The 22,655-nt window shown below is 73.5% G+C and carries 23 protein-coding genes, 1 pseudogene and 1 riboswitch; of the genes and pseudogenes, 10 read left to right on the forward strand and 14 right to left on the reverse strand.

The features are described 5' to 3' along the window. Positions 1 to 25 precede the first annotated feature (25 nt). On the forward strand, positions 26 to 250 hold the full coding sequence (locus tag ACNHYB_RS06900) for a DUF3107 domain-containing protein (protein ID WP_418277686.1): 225 nt from the start codon (positions 26 to 28) through the stop codon (positions 248 to 250). Positions 251 to 319: 69 nt separating this feature from the next. On the opposite strand, the gene ACNHYB_RS06905 is transcribed toward ACNHYB_RS06900, so the two are convergent. After that, positions 320 to 1,042 (reverse strand): ferritin-like fold-containing protein, encoded by a 723-nt coding sequence (locus tag ACNHYB_RS06905; protein WP_418277687.1) that lies wholly within the window; start codon positions 1,040 to 1,042, stop codon positions 320 to 322. Between the two features lie 219 nt (positions 1,043 to 1,261). On the opposite strand from ACNHYB_RS06905, the gene ACNHYB_RS06910 reads away from it, so the two are divergent. Both ACNHYB_RS06910 and ACNHYB_RS06915 read left to right on the forward strand, forming a co-directional pair. Beyond that, a complete protein-coding gene (locus tag ACNHYB_RS06910) occupies positions 1,262 to 2,935 on the forward strand; it encodes a DEAD/DEAH box helicase (protein ID WP_418277688.1) in 1,674 nt (557 codons plus the stop codon). Positions 2,936 to 3,037: 102 nt separating this feature from the next. Continuing rightward, positions 3,038 to 3,331 carry a DUF1905 domain-containing protein gene (locus ACNHYB_RS06915; protein ID WP_418277690.1) on the forward strand — a complete coding sequence of 98 codons (294 nt, stop codon included), beginning with the start codon at positions 3,038 to 3,040 and terminating at the stop codon, positions 3,329 to 3,331. Between the two features lie 6 nt (positions 3,332 to 3,337). Here the strand turns inward: ACNHYB_RS06915 and ACNHYB_RS06920 are convergent, their stop codons facing one another. Next, entirely contained in the window at positions 3,338 to 4,189 is an 852-nt protein-coding gene (locus ACNHYB_RS06920) for a PHP domain-containing protein (RefSeq protein ID WP_418277691.1), read from the reverse strand. A 102-nt stretch (positions 4,190 to 4,291) separates the two neighbouring features. Between ACNHYB_RS06920 and ACNHYB_RS06925 the strand changes: the two genes are divergently transcribed. Next, positions 4,292 to 5,092 (forward strand): alpha/beta fold hydrolase, encoded by an 801-nt coding sequence (locus tag ACNHYB_RS06925; RefSeq protein WP_418277692.1) that lies wholly within the window; start codon positions 4,292 to 4,294, stop codon positions 5,090 to 5,092. 62 nt (positions 5,093 to 5,154) lie between these two features. Then, on the forward strand, positions 5,155 to 6,672 hold the full coding sequence (locus ACNHYB_RS06930; protein ID WP_418277693.1) for an aminopeptidase P family protein: 1,518 nt from the start codon (positions 5,155 to 5,157) through the stop codon (positions 6,670 to 6,672). A gap of 159 nt (positions 6,673 to 6,831) precedes the next feature. Here the strand turns inward: ACNHYB_RS06930 and ACNHYB_RS06935 are convergent, their stop codons facing one another. Then, positions 6,832 to 7,710: a general stress protein gene (locus tag ACNHYB_RS06935; RefSeq protein ID WP_418277695.1), complete on the reverse strand. Its 879-nt coding sequence runs from the start codon at positions 7,708 to 7,710 to the stop codon at positions 6,832 to 6,834. Between the two features lie 115 nt (positions 7,711 to 7,825). On the opposite strand from ACNHYB_RS06935, the gene ACNHYB_RS06940 reads away from it, so the two are divergent. From ACNHYB_RS06940 to galK, 4 genes are all read left to right on the forward strand, one after another. Beyond that, complete coding sequence (locus ACNHYB_RS06940) at positions 7,826 to 9,097, forward strand: magnesium transporter MgtE N-terminal domain-containing protein (protein WP_418277696.1); 1,272 nt, start codon at positions 7,826 to 7,828, stop codon at positions 9,095 to 9,097. Next, positions 9,090 to 9,599, forward strand: coding sequence for a DUF1003 domain-containing protein (locus tag ACNHYB_RS06945; RefSeq protein WP_418277697.1), 510 nt, complete (start codon positions 9,090 to 9,092; stop codon positions 9,597 to 9,599). The genes ACNHYB_RS06940 and ACNHYB_RS06945 overlap by 8 nt, the downstream gene beginning before the upstream one ends. Positions 9,600 to 9,666: 67 nt before the next feature. Beyond that, positions 9,667 to 10,833, forward strand: a complete 1,167-nt coding sequence (locus ACNHYB_RS06950; RefSeq protein ID WP_418277698.1) for an Mrp/NBP35 family ATP-binding protein — start codon at positions 9,667 to 9,669, stop codon at positions 10,831 to 10,833. Between the two features lie 55 nt (positions 10,834 to 10,888). Further along, positions 10,889 to 12,118: a galactokinase gene (gene galK / locus ACNHYB_RS06955; RefSeq protein ID WP_418277699.1), complete on the forward strand. Its 1,230-nt coding sequence runs from the start codon at positions 10,889 to 10,891 to the stop codon at positions 12,116 to 12,118. Between the two features lie 132 nt (positions 12,119 to 12,250). On the opposite strand, the gene ACNHYB_RS06960 is transcribed toward galK, so the two are convergent. After that, positions 12,251 to 13,450: an ABC transporter permease gene (locus tag ACNHYB_RS06960; RefSeq protein WP_418277700.1), complete on the reverse strand. Its 1,200-nt coding sequence runs from the start codon at positions 13,448 to 13,450 to the stop codon at positions 12,251 to 12,253. On the opposite strand from ACNHYB_RS06960, the gene ACNHYB_RS06965 reads away from it, so the two are divergent. Continuing rightward, positions 13,332 to 13,658, forward strand: a complete 327-nt coding sequence (locus ACNHYB_RS06965; RefSeq protein WP_418278008.1) for a hypothetical protein — start codon at positions 13,332 to 13,334, stop codon at positions 13,656 to 13,658. The two genes, ACNHYB_RS06960 and ACNHYB_RS06965, sit on opposite strands and share 119 nt — an antisense overlap. Here the strand turns inward: ACNHYB_RS06965 and ACNHYB_RS06970 are convergent. The 10 genes and pseudogenes from ACNHYB_RS06970 to ACNHYB_RS07015 form a co-directional block, all read right to left on the reverse strand. Continuing rightward, positions 13,588 to 14,268 (reverse strand): annotated as a pseudogene (locus tag ACNHYB_RS06970) (ABC transporter ATP-binding protein); the annotation flags it as partial. The gene ACNHYB_RS06965 and the pseudogene ACNHYB_RS06970 overlap by 71 nt on opposite strands. Then, positions 14,265 to 15,329 (reverse strand): secretion protein HlyD, encoded by a 1,065-nt coding sequence (locus ACNHYB_RS06975; RefSeq protein ID WP_418277701.1) that lies wholly within the window; start codon positions 15,327 to 15,329, stop codon positions 14,265 to 14,267. The gene ACNHYB_RS06975 and the pseudogene ACNHYB_RS06970, both read right to left, overlap by 4 nt. Before the next feature lie 69 nt (positions 15,330 to 15,398). Then, a complete protein-coding gene (locus tag ACNHYB_RS06980) occupies positions 15,399 to 15,716 on the reverse strand; it encodes a hypothetical protein (RefSeq protein ID WP_418277702.1) in 318 nt (105 codons plus the stop codon). After that, the gene (locus ACNHYB_RS06985; RefSeq protein ID WP_418277703.1) at positions 15,713 to 16,942 is read right to left on the reverse strand and encodes a Na/Pi symporter; all 1,230 of its coding nucleotides are present in this window, start codon (positions 16,940 to 16,942) and stop codon (positions 15,713 to 15,715) included. Before ACNHYB_RS06985 ends, ACNHYB_RS06980 begins: the two co-directional genes overlap by 4 nt. 157 nt (positions 16,943 to 17,099) lie before the next feature. Further along, on the reverse strand, positions 17,100 to 17,915 hold the full coding sequence (locus tag ACNHYB_RS06990) for an exodeoxyribonuclease III (protein WP_418277704.1): 816 nt from the start codon (positions 17,913 to 17,915) through the stop codon (positions 17,100 to 17,102). A 128-nt stretch (positions 17,916 to 18,043) separates the two neighbouring features. Continuing rightward, entirely contained in the window at positions 18,044 to 18,526 is a 483-nt protein-coding gene (locus ACNHYB_RS06995; RefSeq protein ID WP_418277705.1) for a VOC family protein, read from the reverse strand. Positions 18,527 to 18,609: 83 nt separating this feature from the next. Beyond that, the gene (locus ACNHYB_RS07000) at positions 18,610 to 19,473 is read right to left on the reverse strand and encodes a PPK2 family polyphosphate kinase (RefSeq protein ID WP_418277706.1); all 864 of its coding nucleotides are present in this window, start codon (positions 19,471 to 19,473) and stop codon (positions 18,610 to 18,612) included. 74 nt (positions 19,474 to 19,547) lie between these two features. Then, entirely contained in the window at positions 19,548 to 20,432 is an 885-nt protein-coding gene (locus tag ACNHYB_RS07005) for a bifunctional methylenetetrahydrofolate dehydrogenase/methenyltetrahydrofolate cyclohydrolase (RefSeq protein WP_418277708.1), read from the reverse strand. A gap of 137 nt (positions 20,433 to 20,569) precedes the next feature. Continuing rightward, a complete protein-coding gene (glyA, locus tag ACNHYB_RS07010) occupies positions 20,570 to 21,853 on the reverse strand; it encodes a serine hydroxymethyltransferase (RefSeq protein WP_418277709.1) in 1,284 nt (427 codons plus the stop codon). Positions 21,854 to 21,933: 80 nt separating this feature from the next. Beyond that, a riboswitch (ZMP/ZTP riboswitch) is annotated at positions 21,934 to 22,019 on the reverse strand. A gap of 39 nt (positions 22,020 to 22,058) precedes the next feature. Further along, positions 22,059 to 22,628, reverse strand: a complete 570-nt coding sequence (locus tag ACNHYB_RS07015) for a GNAT family N-acetyltransferase (RefSeq protein WP_418277710.1) — start codon at positions 22,626 to 22,628, stop codon at positions 22,059 to 22,061. Positions 22,629 to 22,655: the final 27 nt, after the last annotated feature.

The following is a 22,655-nucleotide window of genomic DNA, read 5'->3' on the forward strand; positions in this document are numbered from 1 at the left end:
GCGCCCCGCGCGCGAAGGAGTCAACGTGGAGATCACGATCGGTGTGCAGAACCTGGCCCGCGAGCTGGTCGTCGAGACCGACCAGAGCGCCGAGGACCTCGCCAAGACGGTGCGCAAGGCGCTCGGTGGTGACGGCGTGCTGGAGATCACCGACTCCCGCGGTCGTCAGGTCCTCGTCCCGGCGGCGACCATCGGCTACGTCGAGATCGGCAGCGGCGACCAGCGGCCCGTCGGGTTCAACTCGCTCTGAGCGTCGCCTCCGCGCGGACGGGTCCGCGGACCCGTCCGACGGGACGCGCCGCCGACCCCGGCCAGCGGCTCAGGCCGCCAGCCGCAGGCGGTCCATGCGACGCGTGTGCTCGCCCGTCAGTCGGGTGACCAGCCAGGAGCGCCCCCCGTTGCCGACGTCCGCACCCGCCGCGCGGGCGGCGTCGGCAGCGAGGCCGGCGAGCATCGGCCGGGAGTCGAGCTGACCCGTCACCAGGTTCAGCGCCTCCCCCACCACACGCCGGCCCCACAGGGCCAACCGGGAGGCGAGGACGTCGTCCGCGGCGGCCGCCCGGCCGAGGACCAGGATCGGCTCGGCCTCGCCCGGCGTGGCCGACGGGTGGGCCAGCCGGTCGAGCACCGCGCGCAGGTCCTTGCCCTGCGAGCCGGGCACGCCGGTCGCCAGCGCCCGGCAGAAGTCCTGCGCGACGCCGTGACCCACGACCCCCGTGAGCAGGCCCTCCGCCCAGTCGGCGGTGCGGGTGCGCGTGTCGAACTCGGCCAGCACGCCGTCGAAGGGGGCCATGACCTGCGCGGCGGTGCCCGACGTGGGACCGCCCTTCGGCGCCACCAGCGCCACGAGCGCCCGCTGCCGTGCCAGCGCACGCTCGGCACCGTCGGCGAGCGCCTGACGTGTCGCGAGGTCGGCGGCGTCCACGGACAGCGCCGCCAGGAGGCCGAAGCCGGCGAGCTCGGTGTAGGCCGCGAACCCGACCAGCTCGTGGAACGGTGCGGACGCGGGGTCGACGCCGTCGGCGCGCGGGGAGGTGCTCACCGGACCAGGATAGGTGGCACGTGACGAAGGACTCCTCCACGTCTCCTCGCACGTCCGTTATCATGGCTGACGTACCTCGGTTGACCGGTCGTCCCGACGAATGACCCCCCGCGCTCAGCGCGACGCACCTCCGCGATCGGCTGCCGACCACCTCGGCGCAGCGTACGATCCGCGGTCTGACCACGTGGTCCACCGCGCCGACGACATGCGAAGGCACCAGTGACCACCACCGACATCACCGCCGACGACGCGGCGCACGTTCCCGCGACCGGCTCCGACGGACCCGACTTCTCCACCCCCGCGGCCATCCAGGCCCAGGACGTCAGCTTCGCGGACTTCGGCGTCCGCGAGGAGATCGTCCAGGCCCTGCGCGACGCGGGCATCACCCACCCCTTCCCCATCCAGGCGATGACGCTGCCGGTGGCCCTGTCGGGCCACGACATCATCGGCCAGGCGAAGACCGGTACCGGCAAGACCCTCGGCTTCGGCGTCCCGCTGCTGCACCGCGTCGCCGCTCCCGGTGAGCCCGAGTTCGACGCGCTGCCCGCACCGGGCAAGCCGCAGGCGCTCGTCGTCGCCCCGACCCGCGAGCTCGCCTCCCAGGTGGCCCGCGACCTCGAGACGGCGTCCCGCCACCGCGCCGTGCGCATCGTGCAGATCTACGGCGGGCGCGCCTACGAGCCGCAGATCGAGACGCTCAACCGTGGCGTCGAGGTCGTCGTCGGCACCCCGGGCCGCATGGTCGACCTGCTCAACCAGGGTCACCTCAACCTCACCCGCGCCGCGACCGTCGTGCTGGACGAGGCCGACGAGATGCTCGATCTCGGGTTCCTGCCCGACGTCGAGCGGATCCTCGCCCAGACCCCCGCCGTGCGGCACACCATGCTGTTCTCCGCCACGATGCCGGGCGCCGTCGTGTCCATGGCACGGCGGTACATGAAGCAGCCGACCCACATCCGCGCGGCCGACCCGGACGACGACGGCGCGACCGTCAAGAACACCCGCCAGGTCGTCTACCGCGCGCACGCGCTGGACAAGGTCGAGGTGCTGGCCCGCATCCTGCAGGCCGACGGACGCGGACGCACCATCGTGTTCGCCCGCACGAAGCGCACCGCCGCCAAGGTGTCGGACGAGCTGCGGGCGCGCGGGTTCGCCGCCGGCGCGATCCACGGCGACCTCGGACAGGGCGCTCGTGAGCAGGCCCTGCGCGCGCTGCGCCACGGGCACATCGACGTGCTGGTCGCCACGGACGTCGCCGCCCGCGGCATCGACGTCTCGGACGTGACCCACGTCGTCAACTACCAGTGCCCGGAGGACGAGCGCACCTACCTGCACCGCATCGGCCGCACCGGCCGCGCGGGCAACAAGGGCACCGCGATCACGTTCGTCGACTGGGACGACGTGCCCCGCTGGCAGCTCATCGACCGCACGCTCGACCTCGGCTTCCCCGAGCCGGTCGAGACGTACTCGTCGTCGCCGCACCTGTTCAGCGACCTCGGCATCCCCGAGGGCACCAAGGGCCGCCTGCCGAGGGACAAGCAGGCGCTCGGCGGCCTCGACGCCGAGGAGCTCGAGGACCTCGGCGAGACCGGCAAGCGCACGGGCGCCGGCCAGGGTGGCGGTTCGCGCTCCGGTGGCCGCGAGGGCGGTCGCAACGGTTCGCGCGACGGTCGCCCGGGTGGCCGGTCCGGCGGCGGGCGCTCGCAGCGCGAGGGTGGCCGCGACGCGGACCGCCGTCCGTCGCAGCGCACCTCCGACGCCGCCGCGTCGTCCGGCGAGAAGCCCGCGGGCGCCGAGGGCTCGGGCGAGGGCCAGCGTCGTCGTCGCCGTCGCCGCACCCGCGGCGGCAGCTCTGCGGGCAACGCGGCCGGGGGCGCACCCACCGACAGCTGACCTGCGCACCCTCGCCGGACGGGCGGGGCCTCCCCTCGGGGGCAGGCCCCGCCCGTCCTGCTGTCCGCGCACCTGTCAGGGGCGGACCGTAGCGTGGCCGGCATGGAGATCTCGTTCTCGGCTCCGCTGTGGCAGTGGGAGGCTCGGCAGGACGACGCCTGGTGGTTCGTGACCGTCCCCGTGGACGAGTCCGACCTGCTGGCGGACCTGCCGCTGCCACCGCGCGGTTTCGGCTCGATCCGTGTCGAGGTCACCGTCGGCGCGACGACGTGGCGCACGTCGGTGTTCCCCTCGAAGGAGAGCTACGTCCTGCCGATGAAGAAGGCCGTGCGCCGGGCCGAAGGGCTGGGCCCCGGCTCCCGGGTCGACGTCCGGCTCTCGACGATCGACCTCTGAGGGGACTCAGGGACTCAGGATCTCGAGCCGACCCCGCCCGGCGATCTCCGCCAGCACCGCCGGGTCGGTGGTGTGCTCGCCGATCCGGTTGAGCTTGCCCGCGCCGTGGTAGTCGCTCGCACCCGTCACGAGCAGGCCGAGGTCGGCGGCGACCTCCCGCAGCCGGGCGCGATCGGCGTCGTCGTGGTCGCGGTGGTCGGCCTCGAGGCCGGCGAGCCCGTCGTCCGCGAGCGCGGCGATCGTCCCCTCGCTGACCACCCGCCCCCGCTTGCCCGCCCGCGGGTGCGCCAGCACCGGCACTCCCCCGGCCGCGACGACGGCCCGGACCGTCTCGGCCGTGCCGGGCGCGTAGTGGGGGACGTAGTAGCGCGCCCCGGGGTGCAGGATCGTCGCGAACGCCTCGTCCCGGCTCGCCACCACGCCGGCCGCCACGAGCGCGTCGGCGAGGTGCGGGCGCCCGATCGTGGCGCCGTCGTGCGTCTGGGCGACGACGTCGTCCCACGTCACCGGGTGGTCCTGCGCGAGCAGGTCGACCATCCGGCGGGCCCGCTCGTAGCGCGCCGTGCGGGTGCGCTGCAGCTCGGCGACCAGCGCGGGGTGCGCCGGGTCGTACAGGTAGGCGAGCAGGTGCACGCTGATCGCGGAACCGGCCTCGACGACCCGGGTGGAGATCTCTGTCCCGCGCACGAGCGCCACCCCGGTCCGGGAGACGGCGGCCGCCGCCTCGTCCCACCCGGCGGTGGTGTCGTGGTCGGTCAGGGCGACGACGTCGAGCCCGGCGGCTGCGGCCGACTCCATCAGCCGAGCGGGGGTCTCCGTGCCGTCCGAGACGCACGAGTGGGTGTGGAGGTCGATCACCTCGCCCAGTGTAGGGAGCCGGCGCCCGTCCACCACACGTTCTCCACCGGCCCCGCCCGCTCCGGACGCCCGCCCTCCCCCGCCGCGTCCCACGATGGAGGGATGACCGCGACGACGCTCCCGCCACCCGCCCCGTCCGCCCCCCGGAGCACGCCGGAGCGCCTCGGGGTGGTCCTGGTGCACGGGATGCGCCAGCACGGACGCACCTGGGCCGCCCAGGAGAAGCACCTGACGGACGCCGGGCACCGGGTCGTGCCCGTCGACCTGCCCGGGCACGGCGCCCGGCTGTCGCAACGCTTCACCCTCGAGGGCGCGTACGACGTCGTCGACGAGGCCGTGGCGACCTTCCCGACGGGCATGCCCGTCGTCCTGGTCGGGCAGTCCCTCGGCGGGTACGTCTGCCTCGGGTGGGCGGCGCGGCACGGCCGCGCGGACGACCCGGGGACACGGTTGGTGGGCGTGGTCGCCTCGGGTTGCAGCACCGACCCGCGGGGCAAGCCGGTGGCCGCCTACGGGTCGGTGGCGGACGCCGTCGCCCGCGCCGCGGCGGCGGTCCGACGACGGCTGGTGGGCCGGGCACAGGTCCCCGTGCCCGCGGGGACGCCCGAGACGTCGGGGACGTCGGCATCGGTGCAGCGGCCCGGCTGGGACCTGGTCACGGACGCGCTCGGGCAGCTCGCGGGGCGGTCGGCGCTCACGGACCTGGCCGCCGTGCGTGCACCCGTCTACCTGGTCAACGGCTCCCGGTGCCACCTGCGCTGGCAGCAGCAGCGCTACCTGCGCACCGGGCAGCGGTGCGCGCTGGTGGTCGTGCCGCGCACCGGGCACGACGTCCAGCTCGACGCCCCCGACGTCTACAACAGGATCCTGTCGCGCGCCCTGGACGAGTTCTCCCGCGCGTGAGGGTCGCCCGGGCGGTGCACCCGACCGGGCATCACCCCAGGGTTCGGTGCGAGACTGAGGCCATGAACGACAAGACCCCCGTCGAGCAGCCCGCCGAGGACCGTGGGAGCAACCGCTCCCACCGCCCCTCCTCCCAGGCCTTCAAGGACTTCATCACCTCCGGCTGGGAGCCCCGCCCCGACCTGGGCGTCACCCCCGGGCCCGCTGCCGCCTTCACTGCCGCCCGTCGTGAGCGGATCTCCGTGGCGTTCCCCGGCACCCGGCTCGTGCTTCCCGCCGGACCGCTCAAGCAGCGCTCGAACGACACCGACTACCGGTTCCGCCCGCACTCCGCGTTCGCGCACCTCACCGGGTTCGGGACCGACCAGGAGCCCGACGCCGTCCTCGTGCTGCACCCCACCGAGGAGGGTGACGGGGACGGTGGCTCGAACCACCACGCCGTGCTCTACGTGCGCCCGCTCGCGCCGCGCAACACCGAGGAGTTCTACGCCGACTCCCGCTACGGCGAGTTCTGGGTCGGTGCCCGCCCCACCCTCGACGACGTCACCACGCTGACCGGCATCGAGGCCCGGCACGTCGACGAGCTGCGCGAGGCACTGGCCAAGGACGTCGGCGCCGACGGCGTGCAGGTGCTCGTGGTCGCCGAGGCGGACGACGCGATCACCGCGCTGGTCGAGGCGCTCCGGGAGGAGGCCGGCGTCGCCCAGACCGCGTCGGACGAGTCCCTCGCCGAAGCCGCCTCCGAGCTGCGCCTGGTCAAGGACGACCTCGAGATCGACCTCATGCGCGAGGCGGTGGGGCGCACCGTCGACGGGTTCGAGGCGGTCGTGCTCTCGTTGCCGCGGGCCGTGGAGCACCGCCGTGGCGAGCGCGTCATCGAGACGACGTTCGACGCCCACGCCCGGCTCGAGGGCAACACGGTGGGCTACGAGACCATCGCCGCCGCCGGGGACCACGCGACCACGCTGCACTGGATCACCAACGACGGCGTGGTCCGGCCGGGCGAGCTGGTGCTCGTGGACGCCGGGGTGGAGATCGACGAGCTGTACACCGCGGACGTGACCCGCACGCTGCCGGTCGACGGGGTGTTCACCGACGTCCAGCGCCGCATCTACACGGCCGTCCTGGACGCCGCCGACGCCGCGTTCGCCGTCGCGGTGCCGGGCGCGAGGTTCCGCGACGTGCACGCCGCCGCGATGGAGGTCATCGCCGCGCGGCTCGAGGAGTGGGGCCTGCTGCCCGTCTCCGCCGAGGAGTCGCTGTCGCCCGAGGGGCAGCAGCACCGCCGCTGGATGGTGCACGGCACGTCGCACCACCTGGGCCTCGACGTCCACGACTGCGCGCAGGCGCGTCGCGACATGTACCTCGACGGGGTGCTGGAGCCCGGCATGGTGTTCACCATCGAGCCCGGGCTGTACTTCAAGGCCGACGACCTGGCGGTGCCCGAGGAGTACCGCGGCATCGGCGTCCGGATCGAGGACGACGTGCTCGTCACCGCCGACGGCAACGAGAACCTGTCGGCGGCGCTCCCGCGTCGGCCGGAGGACGTCGAGGCCTGGATGGCGAGCCTGCGCGACTGATCGGCCCGACACGGTCCGCTGCCCGTCGCCCGCGACCCTCGCTTCGGCACTCCGCCACCGATTCGGCACTCGTCCGTGCCGAATCGGTGGCACTCTGCCGAGTCGAGGTGGTGGTGGCAGGAGGGCAGGAGGATGCGGCGGCGGGGCCGAGGACTGCGGCTACCGGGTGGGCGGCGGGGCCCAGGGGTCGTCGTCGCCGTCGGGCGGCGGTGTCGTGCTGCCGGGGACGGCGGGCGGGACGGCCCCGTCGTCGGTGCTCGGAGGCACCGGGCCGGAGGACGGCGGCTGCGGGTGCGACTCTCCCTCGCCACCCGCGACGGACGACGTCGACGAGCCGGAGGTCCCGGAGTCCGACGGCGTGCCCGCCCCACCAGCACCGGAACCGGCAGCGCCACCCGCGCCGGGCCGCATCGCGCCGTAGCGGGGCGCGCCGTCGGGCATCGTCCACCGCGGGTCGGGAGCCGAGGGGGCCGAGGGGTTCGAGGGGTTCGAGGGGTTCGAGGGCGCCGACGGGCCGGAGGGCGCCGTGGACGTCGCGGGCCGGCGCTGCTTGCCCACCCCCGACGGGGAGGCCGCGAGCATCCGCCGCGCCTCGCCGGCGTGCTCGGAGGCGCACAGCAGGGCATAGGTCGAGGCGACGATCTGGGACTGCGACGTGAAGTCGCGGCGACCACCGGTGAAGGCGTAGGACAGCACGGAGAACATCAGGCCGAACCCGGCACCGAGCGCCAGCGCCACGAGCAGCACGGTGGTCTCGCCGCCGGCGAACAGCGTGAGCAGCAGGCCGACGAAGAACCCGAACCAGGCGCCCGACAGTGCTCCGGCCAGCGCCACGCGACCGTACGTGAGCCGCCCGGTGACCCGCTCCACCATCCGCAGGTCGGTGCCCACGATCGTCACGTGCTGCACGGGGAACTTCTCGTCCGAGAGGTAGTCCACCGCCTTCTGCGCCTCCAGGTAGCTCTCGTAGGCGGCGACCTCGTCACCCTGCGGCAGCGTGGGGACCCGGGGCACGGGGTTCGGGCGCGAGAAGCTCATGGGCACAGTCTGTACCAACCGTCGCGGCGCCACCACCACGACCGGTGCGGCGCCGCCGCGCGACCGATCGCACGGCGACCAGGAACGATGCCGTCTGCGCGCGTAGGCTGACGGCGTGAGCGCGGCAAGCAGAGTGTTCGTGGCACGCCTCGCCGGCACCCAGGTGTTCGACCCGATCGGGGACGAGGTGGGCCGGGTGCGTGACGTCGTCGTCCTGGTGCGCGCCCAGGGGGCGCCCCGGGCGGTCGGCCTGGTCGTCGAGGTGCCGGGCCGACGGCGGGTCTTCCTGCCGTTGACCCGCGTGACCAGCATCGACGCCGGTCAGGTGATCTCCACCGGCCTGCTGAACATGCGCCGGTTCGAGCAGCGTCCACCGGAGTCGCTGGTCCTCGGCGAGCTGCTGGACCGTCGGGTGCGGTTCACGGACGGCAGCGGCGAGGTCACGGTGGAGGACCTGTCGATCACGCGCCAGCGCAGCGGCGACTGGATGGTCGACCAGCTGTTCGTCCGGCGCGGGCAACCGTCCCGAGGCTTGTCGTTGCGTCGTCGCGGGGAGACGCTCGTCGTCCCCGTCGAGAGCGTGTCGGGACTCGCGGGGGCCACCGTGGAGCAGGGCGCCGCCAAGCTGCTCGAGGCGTACGACGGGATGCGCCCGGCGGACCTCGCCGACGCGCTGCACGAGCTCGGCGACGCCCGGCGTCAGGAAGTGGCGTCCGCCCTGGACGACGAGCGGCTCGCCGACGTGCTCGAGGAGCTGCCGGAGGACGACCAGGTCGCGATCCTGTCGCGCCTCGAGGTCGGACGGGCGGCGGACGTGCTCGAGGCGATGCAGCCCGACGACGCCGCCGACCTGCTGCACGAGCTCCCCGAGGACCAGGCGGCCCGCCTGCTGGAGCTCATGGAGCCCGACGAGGCGGAGGACGTGCGCCGGCTGCTCACCTACGACGAGAACACCGCCGGCGGCCTGATGACGACCGAGCCCGTGATCCTCGGCCCGGAGACGACGATCGCGACGGCGCTGGCGCAGATCCGCAAGCAGGACCTCCCGCCGGCGCTGGCGTCGATGGTGTTCGTGGTCCGGCCGCCCCTGGAGACCCCCACCGGCCGGTTCCTCGGTGTGGCGCACTTCCAGCGGCTGCTGCGCGAGGCGCCGCACGCGGCGGTGGGGACCGTGCTGGACACCGACTCGGGCTCGCTCACGCCGGACGCCCCGGTGGGCCGGTTGACGCGGATGCTGGCCGCCTACGACCTGCTGGCGCTGCCCGTGCTGGACGCCGAGAAGCGGCTGCTGGGCGCCGTGTCGGTGGACGACGTCCTGGACCACATCCTCCCGGACGACTGGCGCGAGCACCTGGACGAGGACCTGCAGGAGGTGCCCCGTGGCTGACCGTCTCGACCAGCCGAAGGAGGCCAGGCGCACCTTCATCCCCCGTCCGCGCATGGACCAGGACGCCGTGGGCAAGGCGACGGAGGGCATCGCCCGGTTCCTCGGCACCCCGCGGTTCCTCATCTACCTCACGGTGTTCTGCCTGGTCTGGCTGGTGTGGAACTCGTGGGGTCCGGTGGACCTGCGGTTCGACTCGGCGGCGAACGGCTTCACGGCCCTGACCCTGATGCTGTCGCTGCAGGCGAGCTATGCGGCCCCGCTGATCCTGCTGGCGCAGAACCGCCAGGACGACCGGGACCGTGTCACCGCCGAGCAGGACCGCCAGCGCGCCGAGCGCAACCTCGCCGACACGGAGTACCTGGCGCGGGAGATGGCGGCGCTGCGGCTGGCACTCGGCGAGGTCGCCACGCGCGACTTCGTGCGCTCGGAGATCCGCAACCTCCTCGAGGAGCTCGACGAGCGCGAGCCGGACCGTACCCGGCCGGCTGCGGCGGACGACTGAGGGCGTCGGGAACCTGCGCACCCGGTCGTGGCACCGGGCCGGGAGGACGCGCTCGTAGGATCGAGGCATGAGCACCGTCACCGAGGGCCTCGACGGACGTGTGCGCGCCGCGCTCGCGACCGTCGCCGACCCCGAGATCCGCCGCCCCATCACCGAGCTGGACATGGTCCGTTCCGTCGACATCGAGGACGCCGAGGACGCCGAGGGCGGCGCCCGGGTGACCGTCGGCATCGACCTGACGGTGGCGGGGTGCCCGATGAAGGGCACGCTCGTCGCCGACGTCACGGCCGCGACCGAGGCGGTGGAGGGTGTGGCGTCGGCGCACGTGGAGCTCGGGGTCATGACGCCGGAGCAGCGCGCCTCGCTGCGCTCGCGCCTGCGTGGCGGCAGCGGCGACCCGGTCATCCCGTTCGCCCAGCCGGGCTCCCTGACGAAGGTGTTCGCGGTGGCGTCCGGCAAGGGCGGGGTGGGCAAGTCGAGCGTGACGGCGAACCTCGCGGTCGCGATGGCGGCCGAGGGCCTGAACGTGGGCGTGGTCGACGCCGACATCTACGGCTTCTCGATCCCCCGCATGCTCGGGGTGGACCGGCAGCCGACCCGCGTGGACTCGATGCTCCTGCCGCCGATCGCCCACGGCGTCAAGGTCGTCTCGATCGGCATGTTCGTCCCGGCGGGCCAGGCGGTGGTGTGGCGCGGCCCGATGCTGCACCGCGCGCTCGAGCAGTTCCTCGCGGACGTGTTCTGGGGCGACCTCGACGTGCTGCTGCTGGACCTGCCGCCGGGCACCGGTGACATCGCCATCTCGGTGGCGCAGCTCCTGCCCTCCAGCGAGATCCTCGTGGTGACGACGCCGCAGGAGGCCGCCGCCGAGGTCGCCGAGCGTGCCGGGTCGATCGCGACCCAGACGTCGCAGGGGCTCCTGGGCGTGGTGGAGAACATGTCGTGGCTGGAACAGCCGGACGGCACCCGTCTGGAGCTCTTCGGGTCCGGTGGTGGCGCGAGGGTCGCCGAGCGGCTGAGCGGCACGGTCGGGCGGGACGTCCCCCTGCTGGGCCAGGTGCCCCTGGATCTCGCGCTGCGCGAGGGCGGGGACACCGGCACGCCCGTGGTGCTCACCGACCCGGAGTCCCCGGGTGCGCAGGTCCTGCGCGACGTGGCCCGTCGCCTCGCCGGCGTCCGCCGGGGCCTCGCGGGCATGCAGCTCGGGGTCACTCCCGTCTCCGGGCCCTCCTGACCGCTCGGCGGGACGCGGTCCAGGGAGCGTGCACAGGTCGTCCATACTGGTCGCCATGACGTCTCCCGAGTGGCTCGAGTCCTGGACCGCCGACGACGGCGGAGCACGCGTCCGCACCCTCTTCGCCGCCTCCTTCGGCGACGACGGCGGTGAGGTGGGCACCTGGTCGGCTCCCGGCCGGGTGAACCTCATCGGGGAGCACACCGACTACAACGCGGGGCTCGCCCTGCCCGTCGCGCTCCCCCACCGCACCTGGGTCGCCCTGCGTCCCCGCACCGACGACGTCGTGCGCCTCGCGTCCGCGCAGGCGCCCGGGCAGACCTGGGAGACACGGCTGGCCGACGTCGCCCCGGGGGCGACCACGGGGTGGGGCGCCTACGTCGCCGGTGTCGCGTGGGCGCTGCGCGAGGCGGGCCACGACGTCCCCGGCTTCGACGCCGTCGTCGACTCGTGCGTGCCCTTCGGCGCGGGCCTGTCGTCCTCCGCCGCGCTCGAGTGCGCCGTCGCCGTGGCGCTCGACGCCGTCGCCGGCCTCGGCCTGGCCGACGACGACGCCGGACGGGCCGCGCTCGCCGGCGCCTGCGTGCGCGCGGAGAACGAGATCGCCGGTGCACCCACCGGCGGGATGGACCAGGCGGCGTCGCTGCGCTGCACCGCGGGTCACGCCCTGCTGCTGGACTGCCGCCCCGGCCTGACGCCGCTGGAGTCCGCGACCCCGGTGCCGTTCGACCTGACGGCGGCGGGGCTGACGCTGCTCGTCGTGGACACCCGTGCCGAGCACGCCCTCGTCGACGGCCAGTACGCCCGGCGCCGCGCCTCGTGCGAACGCGCGGCGGAGGTGCTCGGCGTCGCCTCCCTGCGCGACGTCGCACCCGAGGACCTCGACGACGCGCTCGCCCGCCTCGACGCCGAGCCCGACGCCGAGGTGCTGCGCGCCCGCGTCCGGCACGTCGTGTCGGAGATCGACCGGACCGCACGGTTCGCCGACCTGGTGCGCCGGGGCCGCATCACCGAGGTGGGACCGCTGATGAACGACTCCCACGCATCGCTGCGGGACGACTACGAGGTCTCGGCCCGCGAGCTGGACCTCGTGGTGGACACCGCGCTCGCCGCCGGCGCGCTGGGGGCCCGGATGACGGGCGGCGGGTTCGGGGGGTCCGCCATCGCGCTGGTGCGCTCCGCGGACGTCGACGGCGTCGTCGCGGCCGTCGACGGCGCGTTCACCGAGGCCGGACTCACCGCGCCGGGGTTCCTGCTCGCGCCGCCGTCGGAACCGGCCCGCTGACCTGCCGTCCCGACCGACCCGCGCCCGGGCCCTTCTGCGCAGGCCTGTCGGTGCAGGTCGGTCGGTGCAGGCCTGTCGGTGCAGGCCTGTCGGTGCAGGTCGGTCGGTGCAGGCCGGGACAGCCAGGTCCGGTCAGTACCGGATCGCGTCGATCGGGCGGACCTTCACGGCATAGATCGCCGGGACGAGCCCCGCCAGCGCTCCGATCCCCACCGCGCAGACCATGCCGACGGCTGCGGCGCTGAACGGGAACGGTGGGACGTCCTGCAGCCCGGCCCCGAAGATCGCCTCGACCGGGATGCTCCTCACCACGAGCACCGCCAGCACGACGCCGACCACGCCGGCCACGGCCGTGGCCACCACGGACTCCATGAGCACCCCGAAGAACACCCGGCCACCGGTCGCGCCGAAGGACCGGCGGATGCCGATCTCACGGATGCGGTAGCGCACCGTGACCAGCGCGATGTTGAGCAGACCGAGCCCGCCCAGCAGCAGGGCGAACCCGCCGACCCCGAGGATGATCCAGCGCGTCGCCCCGTCCAGGGCGAAGCCCTCGTCCCAGGGCTGCTGCACGTCGAAGGGGACGCCCGCGGCGGCCAGGTCGCGGCTCAGCACCACGGCGAGCTCGTCGGCGGCCCGGGGCGGCACCCAGAACTTGTAGCTGTCCGCGGACAGCCCGTCCGGGAACCAGCGGGCGGCGTGGTCGAAGAGCAGGTAAGCGCGCGGCCCCTCCTTCTCCCACTGCGGCGGGACGACGCCGACGACCGACGCCGTCACGGGCGTGGCGCCCTCCAGGGTCACCGTCGGCCGTGACGTGACGGAGGCGCCGCCGGCGAACTGGTCCAGGAACACCTGGTTGACCACCAGCACAGGGGCGAGGCTCTCGGGGTCCTGCTCGGTGAACCACCGTCCCTCGACCATGTCGATGCGTTGGATGGCCCCGAGGGCCGGGTCGACGACGACGGTCTCCAGGCCCGTGCCGCCCGACCCGTCCGGGCCGCTGTCCACCCGGAGCTGCGCCCAGATCTCCGGGCTGTAGTAGGTGATGCCGTACCGCGCGGCCACGTCGTCGACGACGGCGTCGACGGCTGCGGCGTCCGACACACCCTCGGGGGTGCCCGCGCCCATGCTGAACGCCGTCAGGGTGGCGTCCCGACCGTTGTACCGGTCCCGGTCCTCCGTCATCGCCTGGTTCAGCATCGTCACGGCCGCCGTGATCCCCGTGATCGCGGTGACCGCCGCGGCCACGCCGATCAGCGCCAGCAGCACCCGCACCTTGTGGATCCGCAGCTCGTCCCACGCCTCGACGACGGCTCCCACGATCCCGGTCATGCGACCGCCTCCACAGGATCCGGGCCACGGTCGCGGACGGCGGGACCGGCCGACGTCGGCGCGCCCGACGGCGGTTCGACAGCGGGCACGGGCAGCGCCAGCCCGGCGTGCTCACCCACGAGCCCGCCGAGGGAGATCGGCGCCAGCACACCGCCCTCCAGCCGGAACTGCCGGTCCGCGCGGGCGGCGACGGCGAGGTCGTGCGTGATGGTGACCAGTGCGGCACCGCTCGACGTCGCCGCCTCCTCCAGCAGGTCCATGACGACGCGCCCCGTCTCGACGTCGAGCGCCCCGGTCGGCTCGTCGGCCAGGATGACCTGCGGGGACCGCACCAGCGCCCGGGCGATCGCGACGCGCTGCTGCTCGCCTCCCGACAGCTTGTCCGGCATGGTCTCGAGCCGATCCCCGAGCCCCACCCTTTCGAGCATGCGTGCCGCGAGCCGTGCGCGGGTCCAGAACTCCTTGCCCCGCGCGTACAGCAGCGGGGCGGCGACGTTCGCCAGCGTCGTCCGCCCGGCGAGCAGGTTGAACTGCTGGAACACGAAGCCGAACTCGTCGCCCCGCAGGCGGGCGCGCGCCCGCCCGCCCAGGGACCCGACCGGGGCCCCGGCCAGCAGGTAGGCACCGGTCGTGGGCGAGTCCAGGAGGCCGAGGATGTTGAGCAGGGTGGACTTGCCCGTCCCGGACCGACCGACGATCGCGACGTGCTCGCCGCGCGCGACGGTCAGGTCGACGCCGCGCAGGATGTTCAGGGTCCGTCCGTCCGGGAGGCGGACGTCGCGGGTGACCCCCTGGAGCTCGACGAGCGCGTCCGTCATCCGAAGCACGCCTCCTCGAACGCCGTCGTCGCGTCCATGTCGCCCGACATCGCCGCCTCGTCGTAGGCGCCCAGGTCGTCGCAGTCGACGTTCCCGCCCTCGGTGCCGTCCTCGACCGGGGTGAACTCGAGGATCTGCTCGCCGGCAGCGAGCCCCGACAGCACCTCGATCTGGGCCCCGTCGGTGAGACCGAGCTCGATGTCACGTTCCTCGGGGACGCCGTCCTGGGCCGTGACCCACACCGTGCCGGTCTGCGTGGTGCCCAGCACGGCCGTGGTGGGCACCACGACGACGTCGGTGGCGTCGCCGTTGACGATGACGATCTCGGCGCCCTGCCCGGCGAAGGCCGTCACCTTCTGGGGGATGCGGCACGAGACCGTGCCGGTGCCGCCCGGCTCGCCGCCTTCGTCCGCCGTCACCGCGCCACCGCTCGTGGCCCCGACGTTCAGCTTCTTGCAGGTGAAGGGGGCCGGCCCGCCCTTGAGCGTGACCTCGGCGGTGTCCGAGGCCCCGATGAGCCGGTACTGCTGTTCCGGCGTCAGGGTGCCCTGCGCGGAGAGGGTGCCCGGCGCGATCGTGCCGATGGCCTCGCCGACCGAGACCTCCTGGTCCTCCAGGACGGTCAGGTCGAGCGTGCCGCCGCGCGTGGCCTCCACGGTCGTGACCGTCACGCGCGGGCTCTGCTCCGTGACCGTCTCGATGCCGGTCTCGTCGTCGACGGTGACGATCGGGTCGCGGGGCTCCTCGAGGCGCACCGTGAGGATGTCGTCGCCCTTGTCGACCTCGCCGCCGTCGATCATGATCTCGGAGACCTGTCCGAGGGCCGTCGACCGCAGCTCGACGGCGGGGTCCGCCACGATCGCAGCCGGCACCGTGACCGAGTTTGTCACGGATCCCTTCCCGACCTCGACGACCGACTCGGTGACCTCACCGGTGGCCTGCAGGCCGTCCGGCGGGTCGAGCTCGGTGCCCGTGAAGGCGATCTTGACCAGCGCCGCGGCGATCACCGCCCAGATGACGATGCGCAGGGCAGGAAAGACGTACGACCGGGTGATACCCACGGGACTCCTCGCGTCGGTGCGGTGCTCGACGCCGGAGCCTAGCGTGCTGCGAACCCCCTGTGGCGGGTCCTACCGCAGGTCGGACGGCCCGTGGACGACGTCGTCACCAGGTCCGGTGGTGCCGTGACGGAGCTGGTCGAGCACCTCGTCGAAGAAGGCGCGCACCTCGCTCCACCGCACCGTCGCGTTCGCGAGGTGCTCCTCGAGACGGTCGATCTCGGCGTGCTGCGCCTCGTGCATCCGGCGCTCGGCGAGCTCGCGACGCACCTCGGCGAGCTTGACCTCCGCCTCGGCGACGATCCGCTCGAGCTCGCGCTCGACGGCGGCCGCGTCCTCCGGTCTGCCTGCGCTCGTACGCCCCTCGTCGTGGGCGGGGCGGCGGCTCACAGCGCCGCGGTGATCCCGATGAGCACGAGCGGGATGCCGATGAACACCCCGAGCACCCACGCGGCCGCCCACATCTTGTTGGTGGTGGCGAGGCGACCGAGCCAGGCGGCTCCTCGCAGCGGGACCTCGCGCAGCGCGGGCAGACCGAAGACCACCAGGGCGGCGAACATGTTGAACAGCAGGTGGACGAAGGCGGCCTGCAGCGCGACCGTCGCCTCCGCGCCCGTGAAGGCGAACGCCGCGATCAGCGCGGTGACCGTGGTGCCGATGTTGGCACCGACGGTGAACGGGTAGACCTGTCGCAGCGAGAACGTGCCCGAGCTGGCGAGCGGGATCATCAGGCTCGTCGTCGTCGAGCTGGACTGCACCATCATCGTCACCAGGGCGCCGCTGGCCATGCCGCTCACCGGGCCGCGACCCACCGACCGGTGCAGGACGTCCGCCGCGCGCCCCACCAGCAGGACCTTGAGCAGCATGCCCAGCCAGGTGATGACGAGCAGGATCAGACCGATGCCCAGGACGATCATGGCCACGCCGTGCCAGGCACCCGGCAGGAACGAGGTCGCCGAGTCGAGCAGGTCGGCCAGCGGCTCCGTGACCGCGTCGACCACCGAGCCGAGGGCGCCGAACCCTGCGGCGACGATCCCGCCGTCCGACCCGGAGGCGAAGCCGGCGAGCCAGCCGGAAGCCTTCTCCAGCAGGCCGAACATCATCTCGAGGGGCAGGAAGATCGCCACCGCGACCAGGTTGAAGAAGTCGTGGACCGTCGCGGCGGAGAACGCCCGCCGGAACGACTCCCTGTCGCGGACGGCACCCAGGCTCACCAGCGTGTTGGTCAGGGTGGTGCCGATGTTCGCGCCCATGAGCATGGGGATCGCGATCTCGATCGGCAGTCCGCCGGCGACGAGCCCCACCGTCACCGACGTCGTCGTCGAGCTGGACTGCACCAGCGCGGTGAAGAGCACACCGACCATGAGCGCCACGAACGGGTTCGACGCGAAGGCGAACAGCGACTCCGCGGAGTCCCCCGTGGCCGCCTTGAAGCCGGAGCCGATGAGCTCCACGGCCGTGATCAGGACGTACACGCCCCCGACGACGCCCAGCCAGTTGGCCGTGCTCAGCGCCCGGCCGGTCAGTCCCAGACGTTCGAAGGGGCTGACGAGGCGGCGGGTGGTGCTCGGCGCCTCGGGCGAGGCGACGGACGTCTGGGGCAGGACGTCGGTCATGAGGGCTCCAGTCAGGGGTGGGGCGACCACCGGCGGTGGTCGCAGCACGTCATGGCACCCCTGACACAACCAGGGCCGGATGACGCCCCTGCAGACCGAAGATGAACGGGAGATGAACACGACCGGTCGCGTGCATCACACGTTCACCTGAGCCTGCTCAGACGTCGTACGACGCCACCAACGGAGCGTGGTCGCTCCACCGCTGCGCGTACGACGGCGCCCGGTCGACCTCGACCTTGACGGCCCGCTCGGCGAGCCCCGGGTTCGCGAGCTGGTAGTCGATGCGCCAGCCCTTGTCGTTGTCGAACGCCTGCCCGCGCCAGGTCCACCACGTGTACGGCCCCGGCCCCTCGCCGCCGTGGGCACGACCCAGGTCCGTCCAGCCGGCGTCGAACCACCGGTCGAGGTAGGCCCGCTCGGCGGGCAGGAAGCCGGCGCTCTTCAGGTTGCCCTTCCAGTTGGCGATGTCGACCTCGCGGTGGGCGATGTTGACGTCCCCGGCGACCAGGGCCGGTCCACCCTCGACGAGCTGGGCGAGACGCGCCGAGACACGGTCGAGATGGGCGTACTTCGCGGTCATCGTGTGTTCCTGGCCCGGGTTCGCCGACCCGGAGTGCAGGTAGGCGGACACCACCGTCAGCGTCCCGCCGTCGGGCAGCGCGAGGTCCGCCTCGAGCCACCGTCCGGTGTCGACGGCCGGCTCGTCCTCGCCGTCCGGCCCGAAGGCAGCCAGCCCCGTGCGCTCCGCCACGATCGGCAGCCGGGACACCACGGCGACGCCGGAGCGTCCCTTCGTGGCGCACTCGGCGTGCGCCACGTGCCAGCCCGTGAAGTGCTCGCGCAGCAGGGCGTCGGGCGCGCGGACCTCCTGCAGGAGCAGGACGTCGGGCGTGCGGTGGGCGATCCAGGCGTCCATGCCGCGGCGGACGGCGGCACGGATCCCGTTGACGTTGGCGGTGGCGACGGTCAGCACGCGGAACATCCCACCACACGCCGCCGACAGCGTCAGCGGCGCAGGTCACGATCGGCCCGGGTCACGATCGGCCCGGGTCACGATCGGCGCAGGCCTCCGTCCCCGCCCTCGGGAGGGGCCCGTCGACCTCAGTCGCCGCGGTGCGCGGCCTCCAGCGCGGCGACGTCGATCCTGCCCATCTGCAGCATGGCCTGCATGGTGCGCTGGTTGGCCGGCGTGGAGTAGTCACCGCACAGCTCCTCGAGCTGCTTCGGCACCACCTGCCAGCTCACGCCGAACCGGTCCTTGCACCAGCCGCAGGGCCCGGGTCGGCCGCCGTCGGCGGTGAACAGGTCCCAGTAGTGGTCGACCTCGTCCTGGCCGTCGACCAGCAGGTAGAAGCTGAACGCCTCGTCGAGCCGCAGGGCGTCTCCCGCGTTGAGCCCGACCACCTCCGTGCCGCACACGGTGAACTCCACGATGAACGGCGTGCCCGCCGTGGCGCCGGGCACGCCGTCGGGCGCGATGAGCACGTTCCCGACGCGGGAGCCGGGAACGTGCTCGGCGTAGAACTGCGCCGCCTCGTGGGCGTTGTCGTCGGCGAACCACAGGTGCGGTCGGACGGTGACCATCGCATCCTCCTCGGGTACGGTGCCCGCGCCGGAGGCGGGCTCGTACCAGTGAGGACGACGGCGGACGCCCGAACTCATCGCCGTCAGGACGCCGCGAGCCGCGCCTTCTCCTGCTCGACGTCGAAGGTGGCGGCCGGCCACCGCGGGTCGATCTCCTCAAGGGCGTCCAGCAGCAGCGCCTGCACCGCCAGCCGCGCGTACCACTTGGCGTTCGCGGGCACCACGTACCAGGGCGCGTCGGCGGTCGACGTCCGGTCGAAGACCGTCTGGAACGCCTCCATGTACCGCGGCCACAGCATCCGCTCGTCGACATCGCCCGGGTTGTACTTCCAGTGCTTGTCGGGGCGCTCGAGCCGCTCGCCGAGCCGCGCCTTCTGCTCCTCGGGCGAGATGTGCAGCATCACCTTGACGATGCGTACGCCCCGCGCGACCAGCCCGGCCTCGAACGCGTTGATGGCGTCGTACCGGCGCTCGATCTCCTCCGGCGGAGCCAGCTCGCGCACCTTGGAGATGAGGACGTCCTCGTAGTGCGACCGGTCGAAGACCCCGATGAACCCGGCCTCGGGGACCTCCCGGGCGATCCGCCACAGGAAGTCGTGCTCGAGCTCTTCCGGCGTCGGCTTCTTGAACGCCGCGAGGTGGATCCCCTGCGGGTCGGTGGAACCGATGACGTGGCGCACGATGCCGCCCTTGCCCGCCGAGTCCATGGCCTGCAGCACGAGCAGCACGGCGGGCGCGGACGGGTCCTCGCGGCTCTGGGCGTACAGGCGCTCCTGGAGCTCGTCGAGCTGTTCCTCCCCGGCGTGCCGGTCGGCTCTGCCGTCCTTCTTCCTGCCGTCGTAGCCCGGTTTCGAGTCCGGGTCGACGTCCGCGAGCCGGAACCCCTCCCCCACCCGCAGCAGCTCGCTCGGATCCTTCGTCCACCCACGCTGGCTCTTGGCGTTCATGGGCCCATGATGGCGGAGAGCCCGGGTCCGTCGCACCCACGGCGACGGCCCGGGCCCCGGCGGGACGGACGAGGTCAGACGGTGACCGCGCGCTCGGCGGTCTCCACCACGTTGGCGAGCAGCATCGCCCGCGTCATGGGCCCGACGCCGCCGGGGTTGGGCGAGTACCAGGACGCGACCTCGCGCGCGGCGGGGTCGATGTCGCCGACGACGCGGGACTTCCCGGTCTCCGGGTCGGTCTCGCGCGAGACTCCGACGTCGATGAGGACGGCGCCGGGCTTGACCATGTCGGCGGTCACGAGGTTCTTCACCCCGGCACCGGCGACGACGACGTCGGCGCGGCGCACGAGGTCCGGCAGGTCGCGCGTCCCGGTGTGCGTGAGCGTCACGGTGGCGTTCACCGCCCGGCGCGTCAGCAGCAGGCCGATGGGACGGCCCACGGTGACGCCGCGGCCCAGCACGACGACCTCCTTGCCCTGCAGGTCGACGTCGTGGCGCAGCATGAGGTCGATGATCCCCCGGGGCGTGCACGGCAGCGGGGAGTCGATCGGCTCGTTGACCCGCAGCACGAGGCGGCCGAGGTTCGTGGGGTGCAGGCCGTCGGCGTCCTTGGCGGGGTCGACGAGCTCGAGCACCCGGTTGGTGTCGATGCCCTTCGGCAGCGGGAGCTGGACGATGAACCCGGTGCAGGCCGGGTCCTCGTTCAGTCGCCGCACGGCGGCCTCGACGTCGTCCTGCGTCGCCTCGGCGGGCAGGTCCTCGCGGATGGACTCGATGCCGACCTCGGCGCAGTCGCGGTGCTTGCCCGCGACGTACCACTGCGAGCCCGGGTCCGCCCCCACGAGCAGGGTGCCGAGTCCGGGCACGACGCCGCGCTCGCGCAGCGCCGACACCCGCTCACGCAGCTCGGCCTTGATCGTCGCGGCCGTGGCCTTGCCGTCCAGGATCTGTGCGGTCATCAGTACTCCCTGTGCGTCGAACATGCCGTGGTGACGGCCGAACATGCCGTGGCGGCCCGTCCCGTGGGCGGGACGGGCCGCCACGGCATGTTCGGCGTCAGAGGTGGTGGGTGTGCCGGGTGGGTGTGCCGGGTGGGCTACTGGGACAGGCCCGGGTAGAGCGGGAAGTCCGCGGTGAGCTTCGCCACGCGCGCCGACAGAGCGTCGGCGTCGGCCGCGGCGCCGTCACGCAGGGCGACCGCGATGATGTCCGCGACCTCGGTGAACTCGGCGTCCCCGAAGCCGCGCGTGGCCAGCGCCGGCGTGCCGATGCGCAGGCCGGAGGTGACGCGCGGCGGGCGCGGGTCGAACGGCACCGCGTTGCGGTTGACCGTGATCCCCACGGAGTGCAGGAGGTCCTCGGCCTGCTGGCCGTCCATCGCGGAGTTCCGCAGGTCGACGAGCACGAGGTGGACGTCGGTGCCGCCGGTGAGCACGGACACGCCGGTGTCGGCGACGTCGGCGTGGGTCAGGCGCTCGGCGATGATCTGCGCGCCGCGCAGCGTGCGCTCCTGGCGCTCCGTGAACGCCTCGCTGCCGGCGATCTTGAACGCGACCGCCTTGCCGGCGATGACGTGCATCAGCGGGCCGCCCTGCTGCCCCGGGAAGACGGCGGAGTTCAGCTTCTTGGCGTACTCGTCCTTGGCCAGGATGAACCCGGAGCGGGGGCCGCCGATGGTCTTGTGCACCGTGGAGGAGACGACGTCGGCGTGCGGCACCGGGGAGGGGTGCAGGCCCGCGGCCACGAGACCGGCGAAGTGCGCCATGTCGACCCACAGCTTGGCGCCGACCTCGTCGGCGACCTCGCGGAAGGCGGCGAAGTCGAGGTGGCGCGGGTATGCGGACCAGCCGGCGATGATGACGTCGGGGCGGTGCTCGAGCGCCTTCTTGCGGACCTCGTCCATCTCGACGCGGTGCGAGGCGGGGTCCACGCCGTAGGCGCCGACGTCGTACAGCTTGCCGGAGAAGTTGATCTTCATGCCGTGCGTGAGGTGGCCGCCGTGCGCCAGCTCGAGGCCGAGGATCTTGTCGCCCGCGTTGATCAGGGCGTGCAGGACGGCGGCGTTCGCCTGGGCGCCGGAGTGCGGCTGCACGTTGGCGTACTCGGCGCCGAACAGCTCGCGGGCACGGGCGATCGCGAGGTTCTCCGCGACGTCGACCTGCTCGCAGCCGCCGTAGTAGCGGCGGCCGGGGTAGCCCTCGGCGTACTTGTTGGTGAGGACCGAGCCCTGGGCCTGGAGGACGGCGCGGGGCACGAAGTTCTCGGACGCGATCATCTCGAGGGTGTCGCGCTGGCGGGCCAGCTCACCGTCGAGGACCGCGGCGATCTCCGGGTCGATCTCGGACAGCGGCGCGTTGAAGGTGGGGTCGGGAGTGCTCATCGGGCGTCTCCTGCTGTGTCGGCGGCGGTCGATCGTTGTCGCCCTGGAGGGAGCGACGTTCTGGGCAGTGCTTGATCGAGCGAGAGGGCCCAGGCGACCGACCCTTCGTCCACAGCGTGTCGCTCCCCGGTGGTGATCCACCTGTACGCCAGTCGCGACACGGCGATCCTAGCCGATGCGGTCGGCCGGACGCAGCCCTGCCGGCTCAGGCGAACCGGACGTGCTGGTGCATGTCGTGCCAGCCGTCCGCGTGCAGCTCGGACTCCCGCCGGGTGCCCTCCAGCACGAACCCGGACTTCTCGGCGGCCCGGCACGACGGCGCGTTCCCGACCGAGTGCGACAGCTGCAGCCGGTGGTACCCGACGTCGAACGCCCAGGCGGACGCCACGCCGACGGCGGCCGGGACCACGCCACGACCGCGGGCCGCCGGCGCCGCCCAGTAGGCGACGTCGCCGACGCCGTCGGGGTCGGTCGCCTTGACGGCCACCCGGGCCAGCAGCGCGTCGTCGGCCGCGGCGACCACCGCCCACTCGGCGTACCCCCAGGTCCACCCGTCGACCCACCCCGCCACGAGCGCCTTCGCCTCCAGGTCGGAGCCCAGGGTCCGTGCGTGCCACCGCACGACCGCGGGGTCGGCGTAGACGGCCCGGACGGCGGGGGCGTCCGCCGTGGTCCAGGGGCGCAGCCGCGCCGCGACCGACGGGACGTCCAGGACGGGCTGCGGCGACGCGCCCAGGGTCCGGACGTCGAGGACGGGGCGGGTCGTCGGCGGCACGACGCCCACGATCCCACACCGGAGGGG

This window comes from Isoptericola jiangsuensis, assembly GCF_048320105.1.
GTDB lineage: Bacteria > Actinomycetota > Actinomycetes > Actinomycetales > Cellulomonadaceae > Isoptericola > Isoptericola jiangsuensis_A.

Excerpts from the sequence above, each read along its gene's own strand:
- ACNHYB_RS06960 (WP_418277700.1), bottom strand. The coding sequence starts at position 13,450 with ATGACCGGGATCGTGGGAGCCGTCGTCGAGGCGTGGGACGAGCTGCGG.
- ACNHYB_RS06930 (WP_418277693.1), top strand. The coding sequence starts at position 5,155 with ATGAACGACAAGACCCCCGTCGAGCAGCCCGCCGAGGACCGTGGGAGC.
- galK (WP_418277699.1), top strand. The coding sequence starts at position 10,889 with ATGACGTCTCCCGAGTGGCTCGAGTCCTGGACCGCCGACGACGGCGGA.
- glyA (WP_418277709.1), bottom strand. The coding sequence starts at position 21,853 with ATGAGCACTCCCGACCCCACCTTCAACGCGCCGCTGTCCGAGATCGAC.
- ACNHYB_RS07005 (WP_418277708.1), bottom strand. The coding sequence starts at position 20,432 with ATGACCGCACAGATCCTGGACGGCAAGGCCACGGCCGCGACGATCAAG.
- ACNHYB_RS06935 (WP_418277695.1), bottom strand. The coding sequence starts at position 7,710 with ATGAGCTTCTCGCGCCCGAACCCCGTGCCCCGGGTCCCCACGCTGCCG.
- ACNHYB_RS06915 (WP_418277690.1), top strand. The coding sequence starts at position 3,038 with ATGGAGATCTCGTTCTCGGCTCCGCTGTGGCAGTGGGAGGCTCGGCAG.
- ACNHYB_RS06950 (WP_418277698.1), top strand. The coding sequence starts at position 9,667 with ATGAGCACCGTCACCGAGGGCCTCGACGGACGTGTGCGCGCCGCGCTC.
- ACNHYB_RS07000 (WP_418277706.1), bottom strand. The coding sequence starts at position 19,473 with ATGAACGCCAAGAGCCAGCGTGGGTGGACGAAGGATCCGAGCGAGCTG.
- ACNHYB_RS06925 (WP_418277692.1), top strand. The coding sequence starts at position 4,292 with ATGACCGCGACGACGCTCCCGCCACCCGCCCCGTCCGCCCCCCGGAGC.
- ACNHYB_RS06985 (WP_418277703.1), bottom strand. The coding sequence starts at position 16,942 with ATGACCGACGTCCTGCCCCAGACGTCCGTCGCCTCGCCCGAGGCGCCG.
- ACNHYB_RS06995 (WP_418277705.1), bottom strand. The coding sequence starts at position 18,526 with ATGGTCACCGTCCGACCGCACCTGTGGTTCGCCGACGACAACGCCCAC.